We start from the raw sequence: 15,718 nt of genomic DNA, 5'->3' as shown, positions 1-15,718 counted from the left end.
GGCATACCGTGAAATCACGACAGCCGGGGGGCTGTCAAGCCAACTGTCCGGGGGGAGCGGCTCATGATGCGTTCCGTGTTCGCGGGGTCTGCACTGACCGCGGTCATGCTCCTCGCCGTGCCCGTTCTCGGCACCGCAAGCCCGGGCCTGGCCGGCATCTTCGCCACGGCCCCGAGCAGCAGCGCTCCCGTGATCACCGCCGCCGACGCCCGCGGCATCGACGACGATTCGACGGTCGCGATCATCGAGTACGTCGAGCGCCGGACGGCCGACGAGCAGGCCGACGCCGAGCGCGACGCCACGGACTCCGAGCACACGGCGCAGGCGCCGGTCGCACCCGCCCCGGTCGAGCAGGGCGGCTCCTCCGAGTCCGCGTCGGCCAGCACGTCGGGCGGCTCGTCGGGCGGGTCGTCCGGCGGCACGTCGGGCGGCTCCTCCGGAGGATCCTCGGGCGGCTCGTCCGGCGGCACGTCGAGCCCGGCTCCTAGCGCGCCCGAACCGAGCGCTCCCGCGCCCGCCCCGCAACCCGAGGCGCCGAAGTGCCCCGCCGCGATCGGCGGCTCCACTCCCGGGGCCCCCGGCAAGACCTCCGCTGGCGGCGTCGCCGGTACGACCTCCGGCGACCTGCAGTCGTTCGCCGAGAAGTTCAACGCCATCCGCGTGGCGAACTGCCTGCCTCCCGTGCCGTTCTCGAACATCCGCTATGACAGCTGCATGGAGCAACGCCTGTTCTGGATGGCGGAGGACCCGAGCACCGACCCGATGAGCGCGTGGGGCCACATCGGCTCGAAGCGCAGCGACGGCGTTCCGAGCGTCGGCTGCGATGGCAACCTCGCGGGTGGTTCGGGCAACACCGGGGCGACGGTCGCGCAGAAGTGGTGGGACTCGAGCGGCCACCGCGCCTCGCTCTACAAGCCGACCTACACGGGCAGCACGGGCGGCGTCTGCATCCTGTTCGCCATGACGCACGGCGGCGTTCCCAACGAGCCGTACTCGTTCACCCGCGCGGCCGCGCGCTGGACGAGCTGCTGACGGGGGGCGGATCATCATGCTGAAGTCACTCGACTACCGCTCGATCACCACCATCGTCGCGCTCACGGTCGTCGTGGGCCTCGCCGTTCCGGTCGTGAGCGGCGCCGGCACGACGCCGGCCGCGCAGCGGGCCGACTCGGTCGTCATCGCGAGCACCGACGCAGGCGAACGGGATCTCACGGTCACGCCCACGCCGGTTCCTGACCAGGGCGACTTCGTCGCGGCATCCGCCGCGCCCTCACCCACCGCGACCGCGTCATCGCCGAAGCCCACCGCGACCGGCTCGAGCAGTTCCGGCTCCGGCACTTCGACCGGCACCTCGACCGTCACGGCCTCGCCCGTGCCCATCTACCTTCCTATCGCCGAGGAGTCGCCGACCCCGACGCCGACCCCGACCGCGGGTTCGTGCCCCGCCGCGATCTCCGGCACCACGCCGGGTGCTCCCAGCCGCACCTCGCCGCTCGGCGTCGCCGGCACCACCTCGGCCGACCTGCAGTCGTTCGCCGAGAAGTACAACGCCATCCGCGTCGCGAACTGCCTGCCTCCCGTGCCCTTCTCGAACATCCGGTACGACAGCTGCATGGAGGACCGCCTGTTCTGGATGGCGGAGGACCCGAGCACCGACCCGATGAGCGCGTGGGGCCACATCGGCTCGAAGCGCAGCGACGGCGTTCCGAGCGTCGGCTGCGACGGCAACCTCGCCGGCGGCACCGACAACTCCGGCACCACGGTCGCGCAGAAGTGGTGGGACTCGAGCGGCCACCGCAGCTCGCTCTACAAGCCGACCTACACGGGCAGCACGAGCGGCGTCTGCGTCCTGTTCGCGATGACGCACGGCGGCGTGCCCAACGAGCCGTACTCGTTCACCCGCGCGGCCGCGCGCTGGACGAGCTGCTGACCGCTGCTCGAGCAGCGCCACTCGATTAGGCTCGCTGCACCGGGCGCCACGGCGGCGCACGAGAGGAGCCGACCGTGACGACCGCACTCCGCTGGGGAATCCTGGCCACCGGGCACATCGCCCGCACCTTCGCTCAGGACCTCGTCGATGCGGGCATCACGATCGGAGCGGTCGGGTCGCGCGCGACCGGCGCGGCCCAGGCCTTCGCGACCGAGTTCGGCATCCCGCGCGCGCACGGATCGTACGAGCAGCTCGTAGCCGACCCCGACATCGACGTCGTCTACGTGGCCACGCCGCACCCGCACCACGTCGACAACGCTCTGCTCGCGATCGATGCGGGCAGGCACGTGCTCATCGAGAAGCCCCTCACCCTCAACCGGACGGATGCGCAGCGCATCGCCGATCGGGCCGCCGAGCACGGCGTCGTGGCGATGGAGGCGATGTGGACGCGCTTCCTGCCCCACATGGTGCACCTGCGCGCCCTGCTCGCCGCGGGCGCTATCGGGGAAGTGCGCACCGTCATCGCCGACCACACGCAGGCGCTGCCGACCGATCCGGGGCATCGACTGCAGAACCCGGCGCTCGGCGGGGGAGCCCTGCTCGACCTCGGCATCTACCCCGTGTCGTTCGCGGTCGACGTGCTCGGGCTGCCGACGAGCATCCTCGCGCACGCCGCGATGACGCCCACCGGAGTCGACCGGCAGACGGCGATGATCCTCGGCTACGACGACGGGCGGCAGGCCGTGCTGCAGTGCGCCCTCGACACGGCCGGCTCGAACCGCGCCGTCGTGCTCGGCACGGCAGGGGCGATCGAGCTCGACCGGGTCTGGTACACGCCCACCGCGCTCACCCGGTACGACCGCGACTGGCAGGTCGTCGAGCGGTTCGAGCAGCCCGTCGCGACCCGCGGCATGCACTTCCAGGCGCTCGAGCTCGAACGCCGCGTCGCCGGGCACGCGCCGACGACGCTGCCGATCGAGGAATCGATCGCGATCATGGGCGTGCTCGATCAGGTACGGGCGATCATCGGGCTGGCATATCCGGGCGAGGACGCCTCGGATTCCCTCGGTATCATGGGCGCGTGAGCGACTCGCAGCAGCCCCCTAGCCGTCGCGCGGCGCGCGAGTCGACCTCGGGCGCTCGAGCCCGGCGCGGCGCGGCGCCCGCGGCCCCCGTCGCTGACGGTACCGTTGCCGACGGCTCCGTCGCCGCGGGTGACGAGGCCGCCTCGGCCGGCGGTATCGGCGGGTTCGTTCGCCGTCATCCGCGCGCTGTGCTCGCGACCTCGCTCTCCGCCGCCTTCGTGCTGCTCGCGAGCGGCGCCCTCCTGGCGGGCATCGCCGTCGGCTCGGCCGACGCCTCGCCCGCCCCCGTGGTCAGCGAGACGCCGACCGCCGAGCCCGATCCGCGCACCCTGCCCGCGACGATCGCCCAACCCAGCCTCGTGCGCACGTGCAGCATCCTGAGCCTCGCGCGCAGCCCCGAGCTCGCGACGATCTACGGCACCGTGATCAACGCCGGCACGGGCGAAGTGCTCTTCGACCGCCGTGGCGACGCCGCCGTGCGCACCGCGAGCGTGCTCAAGGTGGCCACGGCCGCCGCCGCGCTCTCGGCGCTCGGTCCCGACTTCCGCATCACCACGAAGGTGGTCGCTGGCTCGACGCCCGGCACGGTCGTGCTCGTCGGAGCCGGCGATGCCACGCTCAGCCGCCTTCCCGCGGGCCAGGAGAGCATCTACCGCGGGGCTCCGAAGCTCTCCGATCTCGCTGCTCAGGTCGTCGCCGCCCACGTGGCCGCCAACCCCGACTCGCCCGGCATCACCCAGCTCGTGCTCGACGCCACCTACTGGAACCCGGCCGACGCGTGGCACCCGACCTGGAACCGCGACCGCATCCCGGCGGGCTTCCAGGCCCCCGCGACCGCGCTCATGGTCGATGGCGATCGCGCCGACCCCCGGGCCCAGACCAGCCCGCGCTCGGACGACCCGATCGCCCGTGCCGGCGCCGCCTTCGCTCAAGCCCTCGCGGCCGCGGGCAACCCCGCCGGCGTGCCGAGTGTGAGCCGGGGCTCGGCCGTCGGCGGCAACGTGCTCGGCCAGGTGCAGTCGCAGCCGGTGAGCCGGCTCATCGGCCAGATGCTGCCGAACAGCGACAACATGCTCGGCGAGATGCTCGCGCGCATCACCTCGAAGTCGCTCGGCCTCGACGGCTCGGGCGCCTCGCTCACCCAGGCCATCACGGGCGCCCTCAACAGCTACGGCCTCGACACCTCGGGTCTCGTCATCAAGGACGGCTCGGGGCTCGCCACCGACAACGGCGTGCCGCCCCGATTCATGGCGCAGCTCTTCGCGGTCATCCAGAAGGGCGAGCAGAACCTCTCGATCATCACCGACGCCCTGCCGGTGGCGGGGCAGAGCGGCACGCTGGCCGGTCGGTTCACGGGGTCGAGTGCCGTCGCGCGCGGGCAGGTGACGGCCAAGACCGGGTTCCTGCGGTCGGCCCACACGCTCTCGGGCATCATCCGGGCCGCTGACGGCACCGTGCTGACCTTCGCCTTCTACGCGATCCGCGACGGCATCACCGACGGGGCGCGGCCCGCGCTCGACGCGCTGACCGCCGGCGCCTTCCGCTGCGGCAACAACCTCTCGAACAACTGACCCGTCCCGGAGGCGATATGTCCCGCGCGCTCGTGATCATCGATGTGCAGAACGACTTCACCGAGGGCGGAGCGCTGGGCGTGGAGGGAGGAGCGGCGGTCGCGGCTGCGATCACCGACCACCTGCGCGCGCATCCCGAGGCCTACGACGTCGTCATCGCCTCGCGCGACTGGCACGACCCCGACAACGACAACGGGGGACACTTCGCCCTCGAGGGCGAGCCCGACTTCGTCGGCACCTGGCCGAAGCACTGCATGGCGGGCACCGAGGGCGCCGAGTACCACCCCTCGATCGATACCGGGCTCATCGACATTCACGTGCGCAAGGGGCAGGGCGTGCCCGCCTACTCGATCTTCGAGGGCACGACCGACGACGGCCGGCAGCTCGTGACCGCGCTCGACGAGCTCGGCATCACCGATGTCGACGTCGTCGGCATCGCGACCGACTACTGCGTGCGCGCCTCGGCACTCGATGCGCTCGCCGCCGGCCGCCGGGTGCGCGTGCTCACCGACCTCATCGCGGGTGTCGCCCCCACCACGAGCGCGGCCGCGCTCACCGAGCTCGCCGCCGCGGGTGCGACGGTCGAACCGGCCGAAGGCGGGCGCTAGACCAGCAGCTGGTGCTTCGCGAGCTCGCGGTAGAGCGGCGTCGAGACGACGAGCTCGCTGTGCGTGCCGACCCCGACGACGCGACCGTGGTCGAGCACGACGATCTGGTCGCTATCGACGACCGTCGAGAGCCGGTGGGCGATGACGATGAGCGTGCGGTCCTCGGCGACCGCGTCGATGGCCTCGCGCATGCGCTGCTCGTTGACGCCGTCGAGCGATGACGTCGACTCATCGAGCAGCAGGATCGGCGGGGCCGCGAGCAGCGCGCGGGCGATCGCGAGGCGCTGGCGCTCGCCGCCCGACAGCATGACGCCGTCCTCGCCGACCTGCGCATCCAGCCCGCGCTCGTCGCGATCGAGCACCTCGTCGAGGTTGACCGACCGCAGCACCGCGACGCACTGCTCGTCGGTCGCACCCGGGGTGCCGAGCAGCAGGTTGTCGCGCAGGGTTCCCGCGAGCACCGGGGCGTCCTGCTCGACGTAGCCGATGCGACTGCGCAGCTCGGTGCGCTCGAGGCCGCGGATGTCGTCGCCGCCCATGCGGATGACGCCCGCGGTCGGGTCGTAGAACCGCTCGATGAGCGAGAGCACCGTGCTCTTGCCGGCGCCGCTCGGCCCGACGAGGGCGGTGCGCGAGCCGACCGGGACGCTGAAGCTCACCCCCGCAAGAACCGTCTTGTCGCGGGGATGCTCGCCCACGACCTCCGCGATGACCTTCTCCTCCTCGGTGCGGTGCGCCGCCTCCGGGTACCGGAAGTGCACATCGTCGAACTCGACCGCCGCGCGCGAGGCGGTGGACGCGGCGGGCACGACGTCGGCGTCGCCCTCGCTCTCGCTCGGCAGGCCGATGATCTCCTGGATGCGGCCGAGCGCCCCGAGCGCCGCGTTGACGCTCGTGATCGCGCCGAAGGCCTGCCCGAGCGGCCCGATGAGCAGGAACAGGAAGAGGATGAACGCGACGAGGTCGGCGACCCCGATGACGCCCGAGGCCACGCGGAAGCCGCCGACGCCGAGCACGACGAGGAACGACACCTGCAGCGCGATCGACGAGATGGGCACGACGAGCGCCGAGATCTTCGCGACTTTGATGCCCTGCTCCCAGGCCCCGACCGCGTTCTGCTCGACGACGGCGAACTCGCGCTCGGTCGCGTTCGCCGCGCGCACCGTGCGCACCGACGAGATCGAGCGCTCGACGGCGGCGGCGAGGTCGCCGACCTTCTCCTGCGCCTTGCGACTGGCGATGCGGATGCGCTGCGAGAGCAACACGACCGTGACGACCGACACCGCGATGACGAGCACGGTCAGGCCGAGCAGCACCGGGTCGATGATGATCATGGCGATGAGCGCACCGACGAACGTGAGGCTGCCGCCGATGGCTTCGACCAGGCCCTGCGTGAGCACAGCCCGCAGCAGGGTCGTGTCGCTGCCGACGCGGCTCACCAGGTCGCCCGTGCGGCGCTGGTCGAACTCGCTGATCGGCAGGTGCAGCATGCGGCGCACGAGCGCGCGCCGGCTCGACAGCACGACTCCCTCGCCCGTGCGCTGCAGCAGGTAGTGCCCGAAACCGCTCAGCAGGGCGCCGACGACGACGAGCGCGACGAGCAGGGCGACGAGCGGGCCGAGGTCGCCATCGTCTTCGACGACCGTGATGACCTGGCTCACGAGCAGCGGTTGCGCGAGCGACGCTCCGGCGCCGAGCACGCTGATGACGATGACCCAGCCGAGCACCCGGCGGTGCTCGAGCAGATAGGGCAGCAGCTGGCGGAAGGTCGCGCGCGGTCCATCGTCGACGGGTCGGCCGAAGCGGCGGGCGGGGCGCGCGGAGGGGCTGCTCATGGTTCCATCCTGGCCGACCCATCCTCGGTGCCGACCGTGCAGCGGGGCTAGGCTCTTCTCTCGTGCCCCAGCCCGTCATCACCGCATCTGCCCTCACCAAGACCTACGGCGACTTCACGGCCGTCGACGGCATCGACTTCGAGGTGGCTCCGGGTGAGAGCTTCGGCCTGCTCGGCCCCAACGGCGCGGGCAAGTCGACGACCATGCGCATGGTCGGGGCGGTGTCGACGCGCACGAGCGGGGCCCTGAGCATCCTGGGCCTCGACCCGAACGACCACGGCCCCGACATCCGCTCGCAGCTGGGTGTCGTTCCCCAGCAGGACAACCTCGACCAAGAGCTGCGCGTGCGCGACAACCTGCTCGTCTACGGGCGCTACTTCGGCCTGCCGCGCGCGGTCGTGGCCGAGCGGGCGGATGCCTTGCTCGAGTTCGCCCAGCTGACCGACCGCAAGAAGGCCAAGGTCGACGACCTCTCCGGCGGCATGAAGCGCCGCCTGACGATCGCGCGCGCGCTCATCAACGAGCCGCGCATCCTGCTGCTCGACGAGCCGACGACGGGCCTCGACCCGCAGGCGCGGCACATCCTGTGGGACCGCCTCTTCCGGCTCAAGGAGCAGGGCACGACGCTCGTGCTCACGACGCACTACATGGACGAGGCCGAGCAGCTCTGCGACCGCCTCGTCGTGGTCGACAAGGGGCGCATCATGGCCGAGGGCTCGCCTGCCGCGCTCATTCGCGAGTACTCGAGCCGCGAGGTGCTCGAGGTGCGATTCGGCAGCGACAAGAACGCTGAGGCGGCGGAGCGCATGGCCGGGGTCGGCGAGCGCCTCGAGGTGCTGCCCGACCGCATCCTCGTCTACAGCGAGAACGGCGAGGCGGCGCTCGAGGCGATCACGCACATGGGGCTCGAGCCGATCACCTCGCTCGTTCGCCGCTCGAGCCTAGAGGACGTCTTCCTGCGCCTGACCGGGCGGAGCCTCATCGAATGACGGTTCAGACGACACGGCAGGATGCTCAGCGCGCGCTCGCCGCCGGCGCCGCCCCGCGCCGCTGGGGCTCGTGGTACATCGCCGAGCACCGCATCCGCGCGATGAAGGGCTACGCCGGCGACGCGATCTTCCAGAGCTTCGGCAACCCGCTCATCTACCTCTTCGCCCTCGGCGTGGGGCTCGCGAGCCTCGTGCCGCAGGGCATCGGCGACGTCACCTACCTGCAGTTCGTCGCGCCCGCGCTCATGGCGACGGCGGCGATGACGGTCGCGGCGAACGAGACGAGCTACCCGATCATGATGGGGTTCAAGTGGAACCCGATCTTCTTCGGCATGAACGCCTCGCCCATCACGGGCGGCCAGATCGTCAACGGCATGATGATCCACATCGCGCTGCGCATCGTCGTGACCGTGGCGATCTACTTCGGCATCATCGTGCTGTTCGGTGCCGTGCCCTCGGGCCTCGGGTGGCTCGCGATCGTCGCCGCCACCCTCACGGGAATGGCGATCGGCGTCGTGCTCTCGACCTACACCTCGACGATCGAGGAGGACCGCGGGCAGATGGCGATGCTGCAGCGCTTCGGCATCACGCCGCTGTTCCTGTTCTCGGGCACTTTCTTCCCGCTCGAGCAGCTGCCGGTCTGGCTTCAGCCGATCGGCTGGGCCTCGCCGCTGTGGCACGGCACCGAGCTCGGCCGCGTGCTCACGTACGGCGCCGACGAGCCCCTCTGGCTCACGGTGACTCATGTCGGCTACCTGACGACGCTGCTCATCGTCGGCCTGTGGGCGACGCGCAAGCACTTCGTGCGGAGGTTGAACAAGTGAGCGCCGCGAATCTGCCGGCTCCCGCCACGACGGCCGCCCCAGCCCTGCAGCCGCGCCGCAGTGCGCTGTACGCGGGCAACACCGGCGCGGTCATCCATCGCGGCCTCTTGGCGACCCGCAGCACGAACTACCTCGTCGTGCTCAGCGGGTTCTTCGAGCCGGTGTTCTACCTGCTCTCGCTCGGCATCGGCTTCGGTGCGCTCGTCGGCACCGTGCAGACCTCGACGGGGCAGGAGGTTCCGTACGCGGCCTTCATCGCCCCGGCGCTGCTCGCCGTCTCGGCCATGAACGGCGCCGTCTACGACTCGACGTGGAACGTGTTCTTCAAGCTCAACTACTCGAAGCTGTATCAGGGGATGCTCACGACCTCGCTCGGCCCGCTCGACGTGGCCCTGGGCGAGATCTTCCTGGCGCTGCTGCGCGGGGCGATGTACGCCCTCGGCTTCATGGTGATCATGCAGGCCTTCGGGCTCAACCTGGCCTGGACGGCGCTGCTCGCGCTGCCGGCCGTGCTGCTCATCGCCTTCGGCTTCGCGAGCCTCGGCATGGCGATCACGAGCTACATGAAGACCTTCCAGCAGATCGAGTGGGTGACCTTCATCATGCTGCCGATGTTCCTCTTCTCGGCGACGTTCTACCCCATCACGGTCTACCCCGAGGCGATCCAGTGGATCATCCAGGCGCTGCCGCTGTGGCACGGCGTCGAGCTCGTGCGCGGGCTCACGACGGGGGCGCTGTCACCGATGATGCTCGTGCACGTCGGCTACTACCTCGTCATGATCGCGATCGGCGTCGTCTTCACGACGAGCCGGCTACGCGCTCTGTTCCTTAAGTAGCGGTCAGCGCACCGAGCGCACGGGCAGCACCGCGAGCCCGCCGAGCGTCGCGGCGACCGCCGAGGCGATGAAGAGCGCGGTGAAGCCGCCGGCCGCCGCCACGAGCAGCGCGCCGAGCAGGGGCGCGACAGCCTGCGGCACGGCGAGCGCGACATTCATGATGCCGAGGTCCTTTCCCCGGGTGTGGCGGTCGGGCAGCACCTGCGTGGCGAGGGCCTGATCGACCGCCATGAAGCTGCCGTAGCCGATGCCGAGGAACGCCGCGGCCACCATGGCGATCGTGTAGTCGGGAGCGATGGCGAGCAGCAGGGCCGCGATCGCCTGCAGGTAGGCGGCGACGTAGACGAAGGGCTTGCGCTGCCCGAAGCGGTCGCTCAGCCGCCCGAATCCGAGCGCGGCCGCCGTGAAGAACACGAGGTAGACCGCGGTGAGCAGCAGCAGGTCGTCCTCCGCCGTCTCGGTTCGGCCGAGCCCGTAGAGGATGAAGTACAGCAGCAGGGTCGTGCCGAGGGCGTTGCCGATGTTGACGAGCACGCGGCTGACGAGCGTCCACGCGAAGTCGGGGTGCTTGCGCGGGCTGATCCAGAGACCCGTGACGAGCATCCCGGGGCGGAATTTCGGTCGCAGGATGCGCGGCAGCGCCTCATCGCGCACCCCCAGCAGGAACGGCAGCACGAGCACGACGAGCAGCCCGGCGACGAGCACGTACCCCCCGAGCAGGCCGAGACCCAGGATGAGCACGAGCACGATGCCCAGCACCGTGCCGATCGCCTGCGGTGCCGAGACCCAGGCCGACACGAAGCCGCGCTGCTCGACGGGCACCTGGTCGGCGATCGTGGCCGTGATGCCCGCGGAGGCCATGCAGAAGCCGCTGATGGCGAGTGCCCAGGCGACGCCGATGCCGACGAGCGAGGTCTGCAGCCCGAGCGCGACGAGCGACCCGGCGAAGACGAGGGTTCCCGCGAGGATCCACGGTTTGCGACGGCCGAATCGCGAGGTGGTGCGGTCGCTCAGGGCTCCCGTGAGCGGGAAGACGATGAGGGCGCAGGCCCCGGCGATGGCGGAGATGATGCCGAAGGCGACGACGCTCTGCGTCCAGTCGTCTCCGCTCGCGAGCGCATCGATCTCTTGCGGCAGCAGCAGCTGCACGGGGGTCAGCTGGGCCATCCAGATGCCGAGCCACGCGGTGGCGAACAGGGCGATCCAGCGGGCGCTCACCCGACGCGTCGGCTCGGCGAAGGGCGTGAAGGCAGGAGGCGGGGGCAGCGTGCTCACAGGCGTCAGGCTAGCCTGCGGCACGGCGATGGCGCCTCACTTTTCTCGGCGGTCGATGGCCCCTCTTCGGGGCCATCCCGCGGTGGGTCGCGGTGGGGGTGCGGCGCGCGCACCCCCACCGCGGCGCTCACGGCCGGGTGGTGAAGACCGTCGCGCTGCCCGGCAGCACGTAGACCGTGCTGGCCTGACTCGTGTAGGCCCGGTCGGGCGAATCCCAGTTGCCGTTGCTGTTCGTGAACGTGAAGCCGAACGAGCTCGGCGCGTTCGAGAGCGTCACCTTCCACCAGTGGCGGCCGTTGATGAATCCCTCGTACGCCATCGGGAAGGTGCCGCTGAGCCCGTTCCAGGTGTGGATCGAGTAGCTCGAGGCCGACTGCCACTCGGCGAAGTGCACCGTGACCGCGGAGCCCTGCGGAGGCTGGCCGCTCGGCGTCGCCGCGTAGACCTTGGTCACCTCGTTGAAGGTGATCGTGTAGGTCGTGTTCGATGCCACCGCGATGTCGCCGCCGCTCTGCACGGCCGTGCCGGTGAGCCCGGTTCCGCCGTAGTTGAGGCTCCAGTCGCCGCGGACGTCGAACTTGAACCGCTGGCTGGCGGCGGCGCCGAACGAGACGTTCGTCGCCGTCCAGACATTGCCCGACTTCACCATGGGCGTGCCGAGACCCCAGCCGTTGTTCGTGCCGCGAACGTACAGCGAGTTCCACGCCGAGCCGGCCGGCCGGTACTTCTGGATGAACTGCGCGTAGCGCGTGGCCCCGGTGCCCGAGGCGACCTCGCCGACCCGCAGCACCGTCATGCCGAGGTAGGGGAAGTTGTCGAACGCCTGGTTGACGTTGTCCCATCCGCCGTTCGAGGTGATGCCGCCCGCAAGGGCGTTCTCGCCCTTGATCTTCACGTTCTGCCGGCCCGCCTCGGCGCCGACCCAGCCCACGAGGGTCCTGGCCTGCGAGTACTGCGGCGCGAAGTTCTCATCGTTGAACTCGAGGCAGGTGAAGTGCAGGATGACGCCGCGGCCCGAGTCGGCCACGCGGTTCGCGAGCCCGACGATGTTGGCGTAGCCGCGACCGGTGTTCACGGCGTACATGTCGACGCTCGTCTGGATGAGCCCGGCCGTGACCTCCGCAGCCCGCGGCGTCGGCCCCGTCATCGACCAGTGCACACCGGGGATCTTGTAGCCGATCTCGGCGCCCGGGAAGGACGAGCCGAGGGCGGCGAGCACGGTGTCGAGCATCCGCTCGCCATGATCGACGAGGCTCTTGTTGTACCAGTCGATCAGGTCCTTGCCGTACTGCGTGGTGCGGTAGTCGCCCGAGGAGAAGAAGAAGCCCGCATTGCTCGGGGGCTGCACCTGCGTGATGGTCGTCACGGTCGAGCCCCAGGCCGCGTTGATGCCCGCGATCGTGCCGTACTTCGCGAGCGCCCACTGCTGGAAGCTCTTGATGGCGAGCGGCGAGTAGGCCTGCAGCGCGCCGCGCGTGGGGTAGCCCGTGCCGGAGTCGTGGCTGTTGTACGAGGGGTAGCGCAGCTCGCCGGCCGGGCCGAGGGAGACGTTGATCTCTTGCATGCGCGTGGCGTAGGTCGTGCCGTAGCGGGCGACGAAGGCCTGCGTGAACGCCTGGTACTCGTTCTGCACGAGCTGCGTGGCCCAGCCCTGCACGGTCTCGTTCGAGAAGTTGCCCTGCTCGCTGCGGTGCTTCAGCCCGTTGATGTCGAGCGTCACCCCGTTGAGCGTCGCACCCTGGTACTTGCTCCACAGCCACGAGGGCAGCGGGATGTTGCAGGTGTCACCCACGTTGCCACCGCACTGGTGGAACGAGAAGATCGGCACGATGTCGAGCCCGCGGCTCGTGATGACCTGGAAGATCTGGTCGTAGTAGCTCCAGTTGAACTGGTTGTCGCCGGCGGCCTCGACCTTGCCCCACCAGACGTCGACCGTCACCGCGTCGACGCCGTAGGCCTCGACGGTCGCGAGCTGGTTGCTGAACTGCGTCCAATTCGAGACCTCGAGCGGTGCCATGACGTTGGCGCTGAAGTCGGGATTGTTGGTGGCGGTCGCCGCCGTGGCCGAGGTCGGCCCGACGATGAGGGTGGCGATGATGGACAGCGCGAGGGCGATGACGCCCGAGGCTGTGTACCGCGTTCGAGTGCGCATGTGGTGCTCCCCTGACGGGAGGAGCGACACCGTCGTCGCTGACGACCTCCCTGTGGGGGAGTATCACCCCGGCGCCAATGATGTGCAACCGGTTCCACAAATCTCACAGGATAGACGGGGCGTTCCACCCCATGAAGCCCTCGTTCCACGAGGGTTCCAGGGGTGTCAGCGGTCGTTCCTCATCGTTCCCGATGAGAGTTCCACAGGTTCCACACGGGCGCGGCACGGCGCGAACCTGCGCCGGGCGTCAGCGGCGAATGGCCTGCAGCACGCGCGCGGTCGCGAGCGCGGCCTCGGCCGCCTCGGCTCCCTTGTCTTCGATCGAGCCGGGCAGTCCCGCGCGGTCGATGCCCTGCTGCTCGTTCTCGAGCGTGAGCACGCCGAACCCGACCGGCTTGCCCGTGTCGAGGGCGACGCGCGTGAGGCCGTCGGTGGCCGCGGCGCTCACGTACTCGAAGTGGGGCGTGCCGCCCCGGATGATCACGCCGAGCGCGACCACGGCATCCGCCCCCGCCTCGAGCGCGGCCTTGCTCACCACGGGCAGCTCGAACGAGCCGGGCACGGCGTACTCGACGACCGTGGCGCCGGATGCCTCGAGCACGCGCCGCGCGCCCGCCTTCAGTCCCTCGCTGATCACGGTGTGCCACTGACCCGCGACGATCGCGACCGTGAGGCCGGTGCCGTCGACGGCGAGCTGGGGGGATCCTGCGCCGCTCATGCGGTCTTCCCTTCGATGGTGGCGAACACCGGAGCGCTCGTGATGCTCTCCGGCAGGCGGTGGCCCATGCGGTCGCGCTTCGCGCTGAGGTAACCCTCGTTGTCGTCGCCGACGCCGACGACGAGCGGCACGAGCGCGCTCACCTCGACACCGTACTGGGTGAGCTGGCGCTGCTTCTCGGGGTTGTTGCTGAGCAGGCGCACGCGCGTCACCCCGAGATCGCGCAGCATGTCGCTCGCGGCCTCGTAGTCGCGCGCGTCGGCCGGCAGACCGAGCGCGAGGTTGGCGTCGAGGGTGTCGTAGCCGTCCTCCTGCAGGCGGTAGGCCTTGAGCTTGTTGATGAGACCGATACCCCGGCCCTCATGACCGCGCATGTAGAGCACAGCGCCGCCCTGGCGCTGGATCACGTCGAGCGCGGCATCCAGCTGCGGGCCGCACTCGCACTTGAGCGAGCCGAACGCCTCGCCTGTCAAGCACTCGGAGTGGACGCGCACGACCATGTCGTCGTGGGGCATTCCGCTCACGATGGCGACGTGGTCGGCGCCCGTCTTGCGGTCGCGGTAGGCGCGCATCGAGAAGGGCCCGTGCGTGGTCGGCACCGTCGTCGCCACCTCGAAGGTCACGCTGCTGACGTGCTCGGCCGTGCGGGCGGGGGAGGCGGCGGCGAAGTCCTCGCCCGACTCGAGGTAGGCGATGAGGTCGACGATCGTGATCACCACGACCTCCTCCTTCTCGCCGAAGCGGATCAGCTCGGGCAGGCGCATCATGTCGCCGTCGTCAGCCACCACTTCGCCGATTGCCGCGACGGGACGCAGCCCGGCGAGTCGCATGAGCTCGACCGCGGCCTCGGTGTGCCCGGCGCGCTCGCGCACACCCCCGTCGACCGCGCGCAGCGGCAGGATGTGCCCCGGGCGGATGAGGCTCGAGGGCGTCGACGCCGGGTCGGCGAGGGTGCGCAGCGTGTGAGCGCGATCGCCCGCGCTGATGCCCGTCGTGATGCGGTCGGCGGCGTCCACCGTGATCGTGTAGGCCGTTCGGCGCGGGTCCTGGTTGTCGGTCACCATGAGCGGCAGCTGCAACTCGTCGGCGATCTCGTTCGTCATGGGCGCGCAGAGGAACCCGCTCGTGTGGCGGATCGTCCACGCGATCCACGCGGGCGTCGCGAGCTCGGCCGAGAGGATGACGTCGCCCTCGTTCTCGCGGCTCTCGTCGTCGGCGACGAGCACGGGCTTGCCCTCGCGCAGGGCGGCCAGGGCCTGGGGGATGGTTCCGATGCTCATGACAGGGTCCTTCCGTCAGCGGTGGCGCCGAATCGCACCAGCCGTGCTACGTGTCGAGCGAGGATGTCGGTCTCGAGGTTGGCGGCGTCGCCGACCTCCTTGCGGCCGAGGGTGGTCACGGCGAGCGTCTCGGGGATGAGCGAGACCTCGAACCAGTCGTCGCCGGCCGCGCTCACGGTCAGGCTCACGCCATCGACCGCGATCGAGCCCTTGTCGACGACGAGGGGAGCGTGCGCGGCGTCCAGCGAGAACCGCAGCACCCGCCAGGCGTCGTTCTGGCGCACCTCGAGCACGGTCGTCGTGCCGTCGATGTGGCCCTGCACGATGTGCCCGCCGAGGCGGTCGCCGACCGCCGCGGCGCGCTCGAGGTTGACCGGCTCGCCCTCGGCCCAGCGGCCGATCGTGCTCATCGCGAGGGTCTGCCCCATGACGTCGGCGGTGAACCAGTCGTCACCCTGCTCGACGACGGTGAGGCACACGCCGTTCACCGAGATGGAGTCGCCGTGGGCGGCATCGCTCACGACGAGCGGCCCGCGCACGGTGAGGCGGCCGGCGTCGCCGACGGCCTCCCAGCGCACGATCGCGCCGAGCTCTTCGATCAGTCCGGTGAACATG

At 70.6% G+C, this 15,718-nt stretch carries 14 protein-coding genes; 8 read left to right on the top strand and 6 right to left on the bottom strand.

Features of this window, described 5'->3' with window-relative positions:
• Positions 1–63: 63 nt before the first annotated feature.
• The 5 genes from NNL39_RS02990 to NNL39_RS02970 all read left to right on the top strand — a co-directional run bounded on the left by NNL39_RS02990 (position 64) and on the right by NNL39_RS02970 (position 5,194).
• On the top strand, positions 64–1,032 hold the full coding sequence (locus NNL39_RS02990) for a CAP domain-containing protein (protein ID WP_255160226.1): 969 nt from the start codon (positions 64–66) through the stop codon (positions 1,030–1,032).
• Between the two features lie 16 nt (positions 1,033–1,048).
• On the top strand, positions 1,049–1,930 hold the full coding sequence (locus NNL39_RS02985) for a CAP domain-containing protein (RefSeq protein ID WP_255160225.1): 882 nt from the start codon (positions 1,049–1,051) through the stop codon (positions 1,928–1,930).
• Positions 1,931–2,004: 74 nt separating this feature from the next.
• Positions 2,005–3,015, top strand: coding sequence for a Gfo/Idh/MocA family protein (locus tag NNL39_RS02980; RefSeq protein WP_255160224.1), 1,011 nt, complete (start codon positions 2,005–2,007; stop codon positions 3,013–3,015).
• Complete coding sequence (gene dacB / locus NNL39_RS02975) at positions 3,012–4,586, top strand: D-alanyl-D-alanine carboxypeptidase/D-alanyl-D-alanine endopeptidase (RefSeq protein WP_255160223.1); 1,575 nt, start codon at positions 3,012–3,014, stop codon at positions 4,584–4,586. The genes NNL39_RS02980 and dacB overlap by 4 nt, the downstream gene beginning before the upstream one ends.
• Positions 4,587–4,603: 17 nt before the next feature.
• Positions 4,604–5,194, top strand: a complete 591-nt coding sequence (locus NNL39_RS02970) for an isochorismatase family protein (RefSeq protein WP_255160222.1) — start codon at positions 4,604–4,606, stop codon at positions 5,192–5,194.
• Here NNL39_RS02970 and NNL39_RS02965 read toward each other — a convergent pair.
• The gene (locus NNL39_RS02965; RefSeq protein ID WP_255160221.1) at positions 5,191–7,029 is read right to left on the bottom strand and encodes an ABC transporter ATP-binding protein; all 1,839 of its coding nucleotides are present in this window, start codon (positions 7,027–7,029) and stop codon (positions 5,191–5,193) included. The two genes, NNL39_RS02970 and NNL39_RS02965, sit on opposite strands and share 4 nt — an antisense overlap.
• 62 nt (positions 7,030–7,091) lie before the next feature.
• On the opposite strand from NNL39_RS02965, the gene NNL39_RS02960 reads away from it, so the two are divergent.
• Genes NNL39_RS02960 through NNL39_RS02950 form a run of 3 tightly spaced genes read left to right on the top strand, consistent with a single transcriptional unit; the run spans position 7,092 to position 9,678 of the window.
• On the top strand, positions 7,092–8,018 hold the full coding sequence (locus NNL39_RS02960) for an ABC transporter ATP-binding protein (RefSeq protein WP_255160220.1): 927 nt from the start codon (positions 7,092–7,094) through the stop codon (positions 8,016–8,018).
• Complete coding sequence (locus NNL39_RS02955) at positions 8,015–8,842, top strand: ABC transporter permease (RefSeq protein WP_255160219.1); 828 nt, start codon at positions 8,015–8,017, stop codon at positions 8,840–8,842. Before NNL39_RS02960 ends, NNL39_RS02955 begins: the two co-directional genes overlap by 4 nt.
• A gap of 11 nt (positions 8,843–8,853) precedes the next feature.
• Positions 8,854–9,678 (top strand): ABC transporter permease, encoded by an 825-nt coding sequence (locus NNL39_RS02950; protein WP_255160873.1) that lies wholly within the window; start codon positions 8,854–8,856, stop codon positions 9,676–9,678.
• Between the two features lie 3 nt (positions 9,679–9,681).
• Here NNL39_RS02950 and NNL39_RS02945 read toward each other — a convergent pair whose 3' ends face one another.
• From NNL39_RS02945 to NNL39_RS02925, 5 genes are all read right to left on the bottom strand, one after another.
• Positions 9,682–10,953, bottom strand: coding sequence for an MFS transporter (locus NNL39_RS02945; RefSeq protein WP_255160218.1), 1,272 nt, complete (start codon positions 10,951–10,953; stop codon positions 9,682–9,684).
• A 127-nt stretch (positions 10,954–11,080) separates the two neighbouring features.
• Positions 11,081–13,105: a family 14 glycosylhydrolase gene (locus NNL39_RS02940; protein ID WP_255160217.1), complete on the bottom strand. Its 2,025-nt coding sequence runs from the start codon at positions 13,103–13,105 to the stop codon at positions 11,081–11,083.
• Positions 13,106–13,352: 247 nt separating this feature from the next.
• A complete protein-coding gene (ribH, locus tag NNL39_RS02935; RefSeq protein ID WP_255160216.1) occupies positions 13,353–13,823 on the bottom strand; it encodes a 6,7-dimethyl-8-ribityllumazine synthase in 471 nt (156 codons plus the stop codon).
• Positions 13,820–15,103, bottom strand: a complete 1,284-nt coding sequence (gene ribB / locus NNL39_RS02930) for a 3,4-dihydroxy-2-butanone-4-phosphate synthase (RefSeq protein ID WP_255160215.1) — start codon at positions 15,101–15,103, stop codon at positions 13,820–13,822. Before ribB ends, ribH begins: the two co-directional genes overlap by 4 nt.
• Positions 15,100–15,717, bottom strand: a complete 618-nt coding sequence (locus NNL39_RS02925) for a riboflavin synthase (RefSeq protein WP_255160214.1) — start codon at positions 15,715–15,717, stop codon at positions 15,100–15,102. Before NNL39_RS02925 ends, ribB begins: the two co-directional genes overlap by 4 nt.
• Between the last annotated feature and the right edge of the window lies 1 nt (position 15,718).

The organism is Microcella humidisoli (genome assembly GCF_024362325.1).
Lineage (GTDB): Bacteria > Actinomycetota > Actinomycetes > Actinomycetales > Microbacteriaceae > Microcella > Microcella humidisoli.
This window is presented reverse-complemented; position numbering and strand designations above follow the sequence as displayed.

What these genes read in the sequence shown, in the direction of transcription:
- NNL39_RS02990 (WP_255160226.1), top strand. Translation starts at nt 64, where the DNA reads ATGATGCGTTCCGTGTTCGCGGGGTCTGCACTGACCGCGGTCATGCTC.
- NNL39_RS02985 (WP_255160225.1), top strand. Translation starts at nt 1,049, where the DNA reads ATGCTGAAGTCACTCGACTACCGCTCGATCACCACCATCGTCGCGCTC.
- NNL39_RS02970 (WP_255160222.1), top strand. Translation starts at nt 4,604, where the DNA reads ATGTCCCGCGCGCTCGTGATCATCGATGTGCAGAACGACTTCACCGAG.
- NNL39_RS02965 (WP_255160221.1), bottom strand. Translation starts at nt 7,029, where the DNA reads ATGAGCAGCCCCTCCGCGCGCCCCGCCCGCCGCTTCGGCCGACCCGTC.
- NNL39_RS02955 (WP_255160219.1), top strand. Translation starts at nt 8,015, where the DNA reads ATGACGGTTCAGACGACACGGCAGGATGCTCAGCGCGCGCTCGCCGCC.
- NNL39_RS02940 (WP_255160217.1), bottom strand. Translation starts at nt 13,105, where the DNA reads ATGCGCACTCGAACGCGGTACACAGCCTCGGGCGTCATCGCCCTCGCG.
- ribH (WP_255160216.1), bottom strand. Translation starts at nt 13,823, where the DNA reads ATGAGCGGCGCAGGATCCCCCCAGCTCGCCGTCGACGGCACCGGCCTC.
- ribB (WP_255160215.1), bottom strand. Translation starts at nt 15,103, where the DNA reads ATGAGCATCGGAACCATCCCCCAGGCCCTGGCCGCCCTGCGCGAGGGC.
- NNL39_RS02925 (WP_255160214.1), bottom strand. Translation starts at nt 15,717, where the DNA reads ATGTTCACCGGACTGATCGAAGAGCTCGGCGCGATCGTGCGCTGGGAG.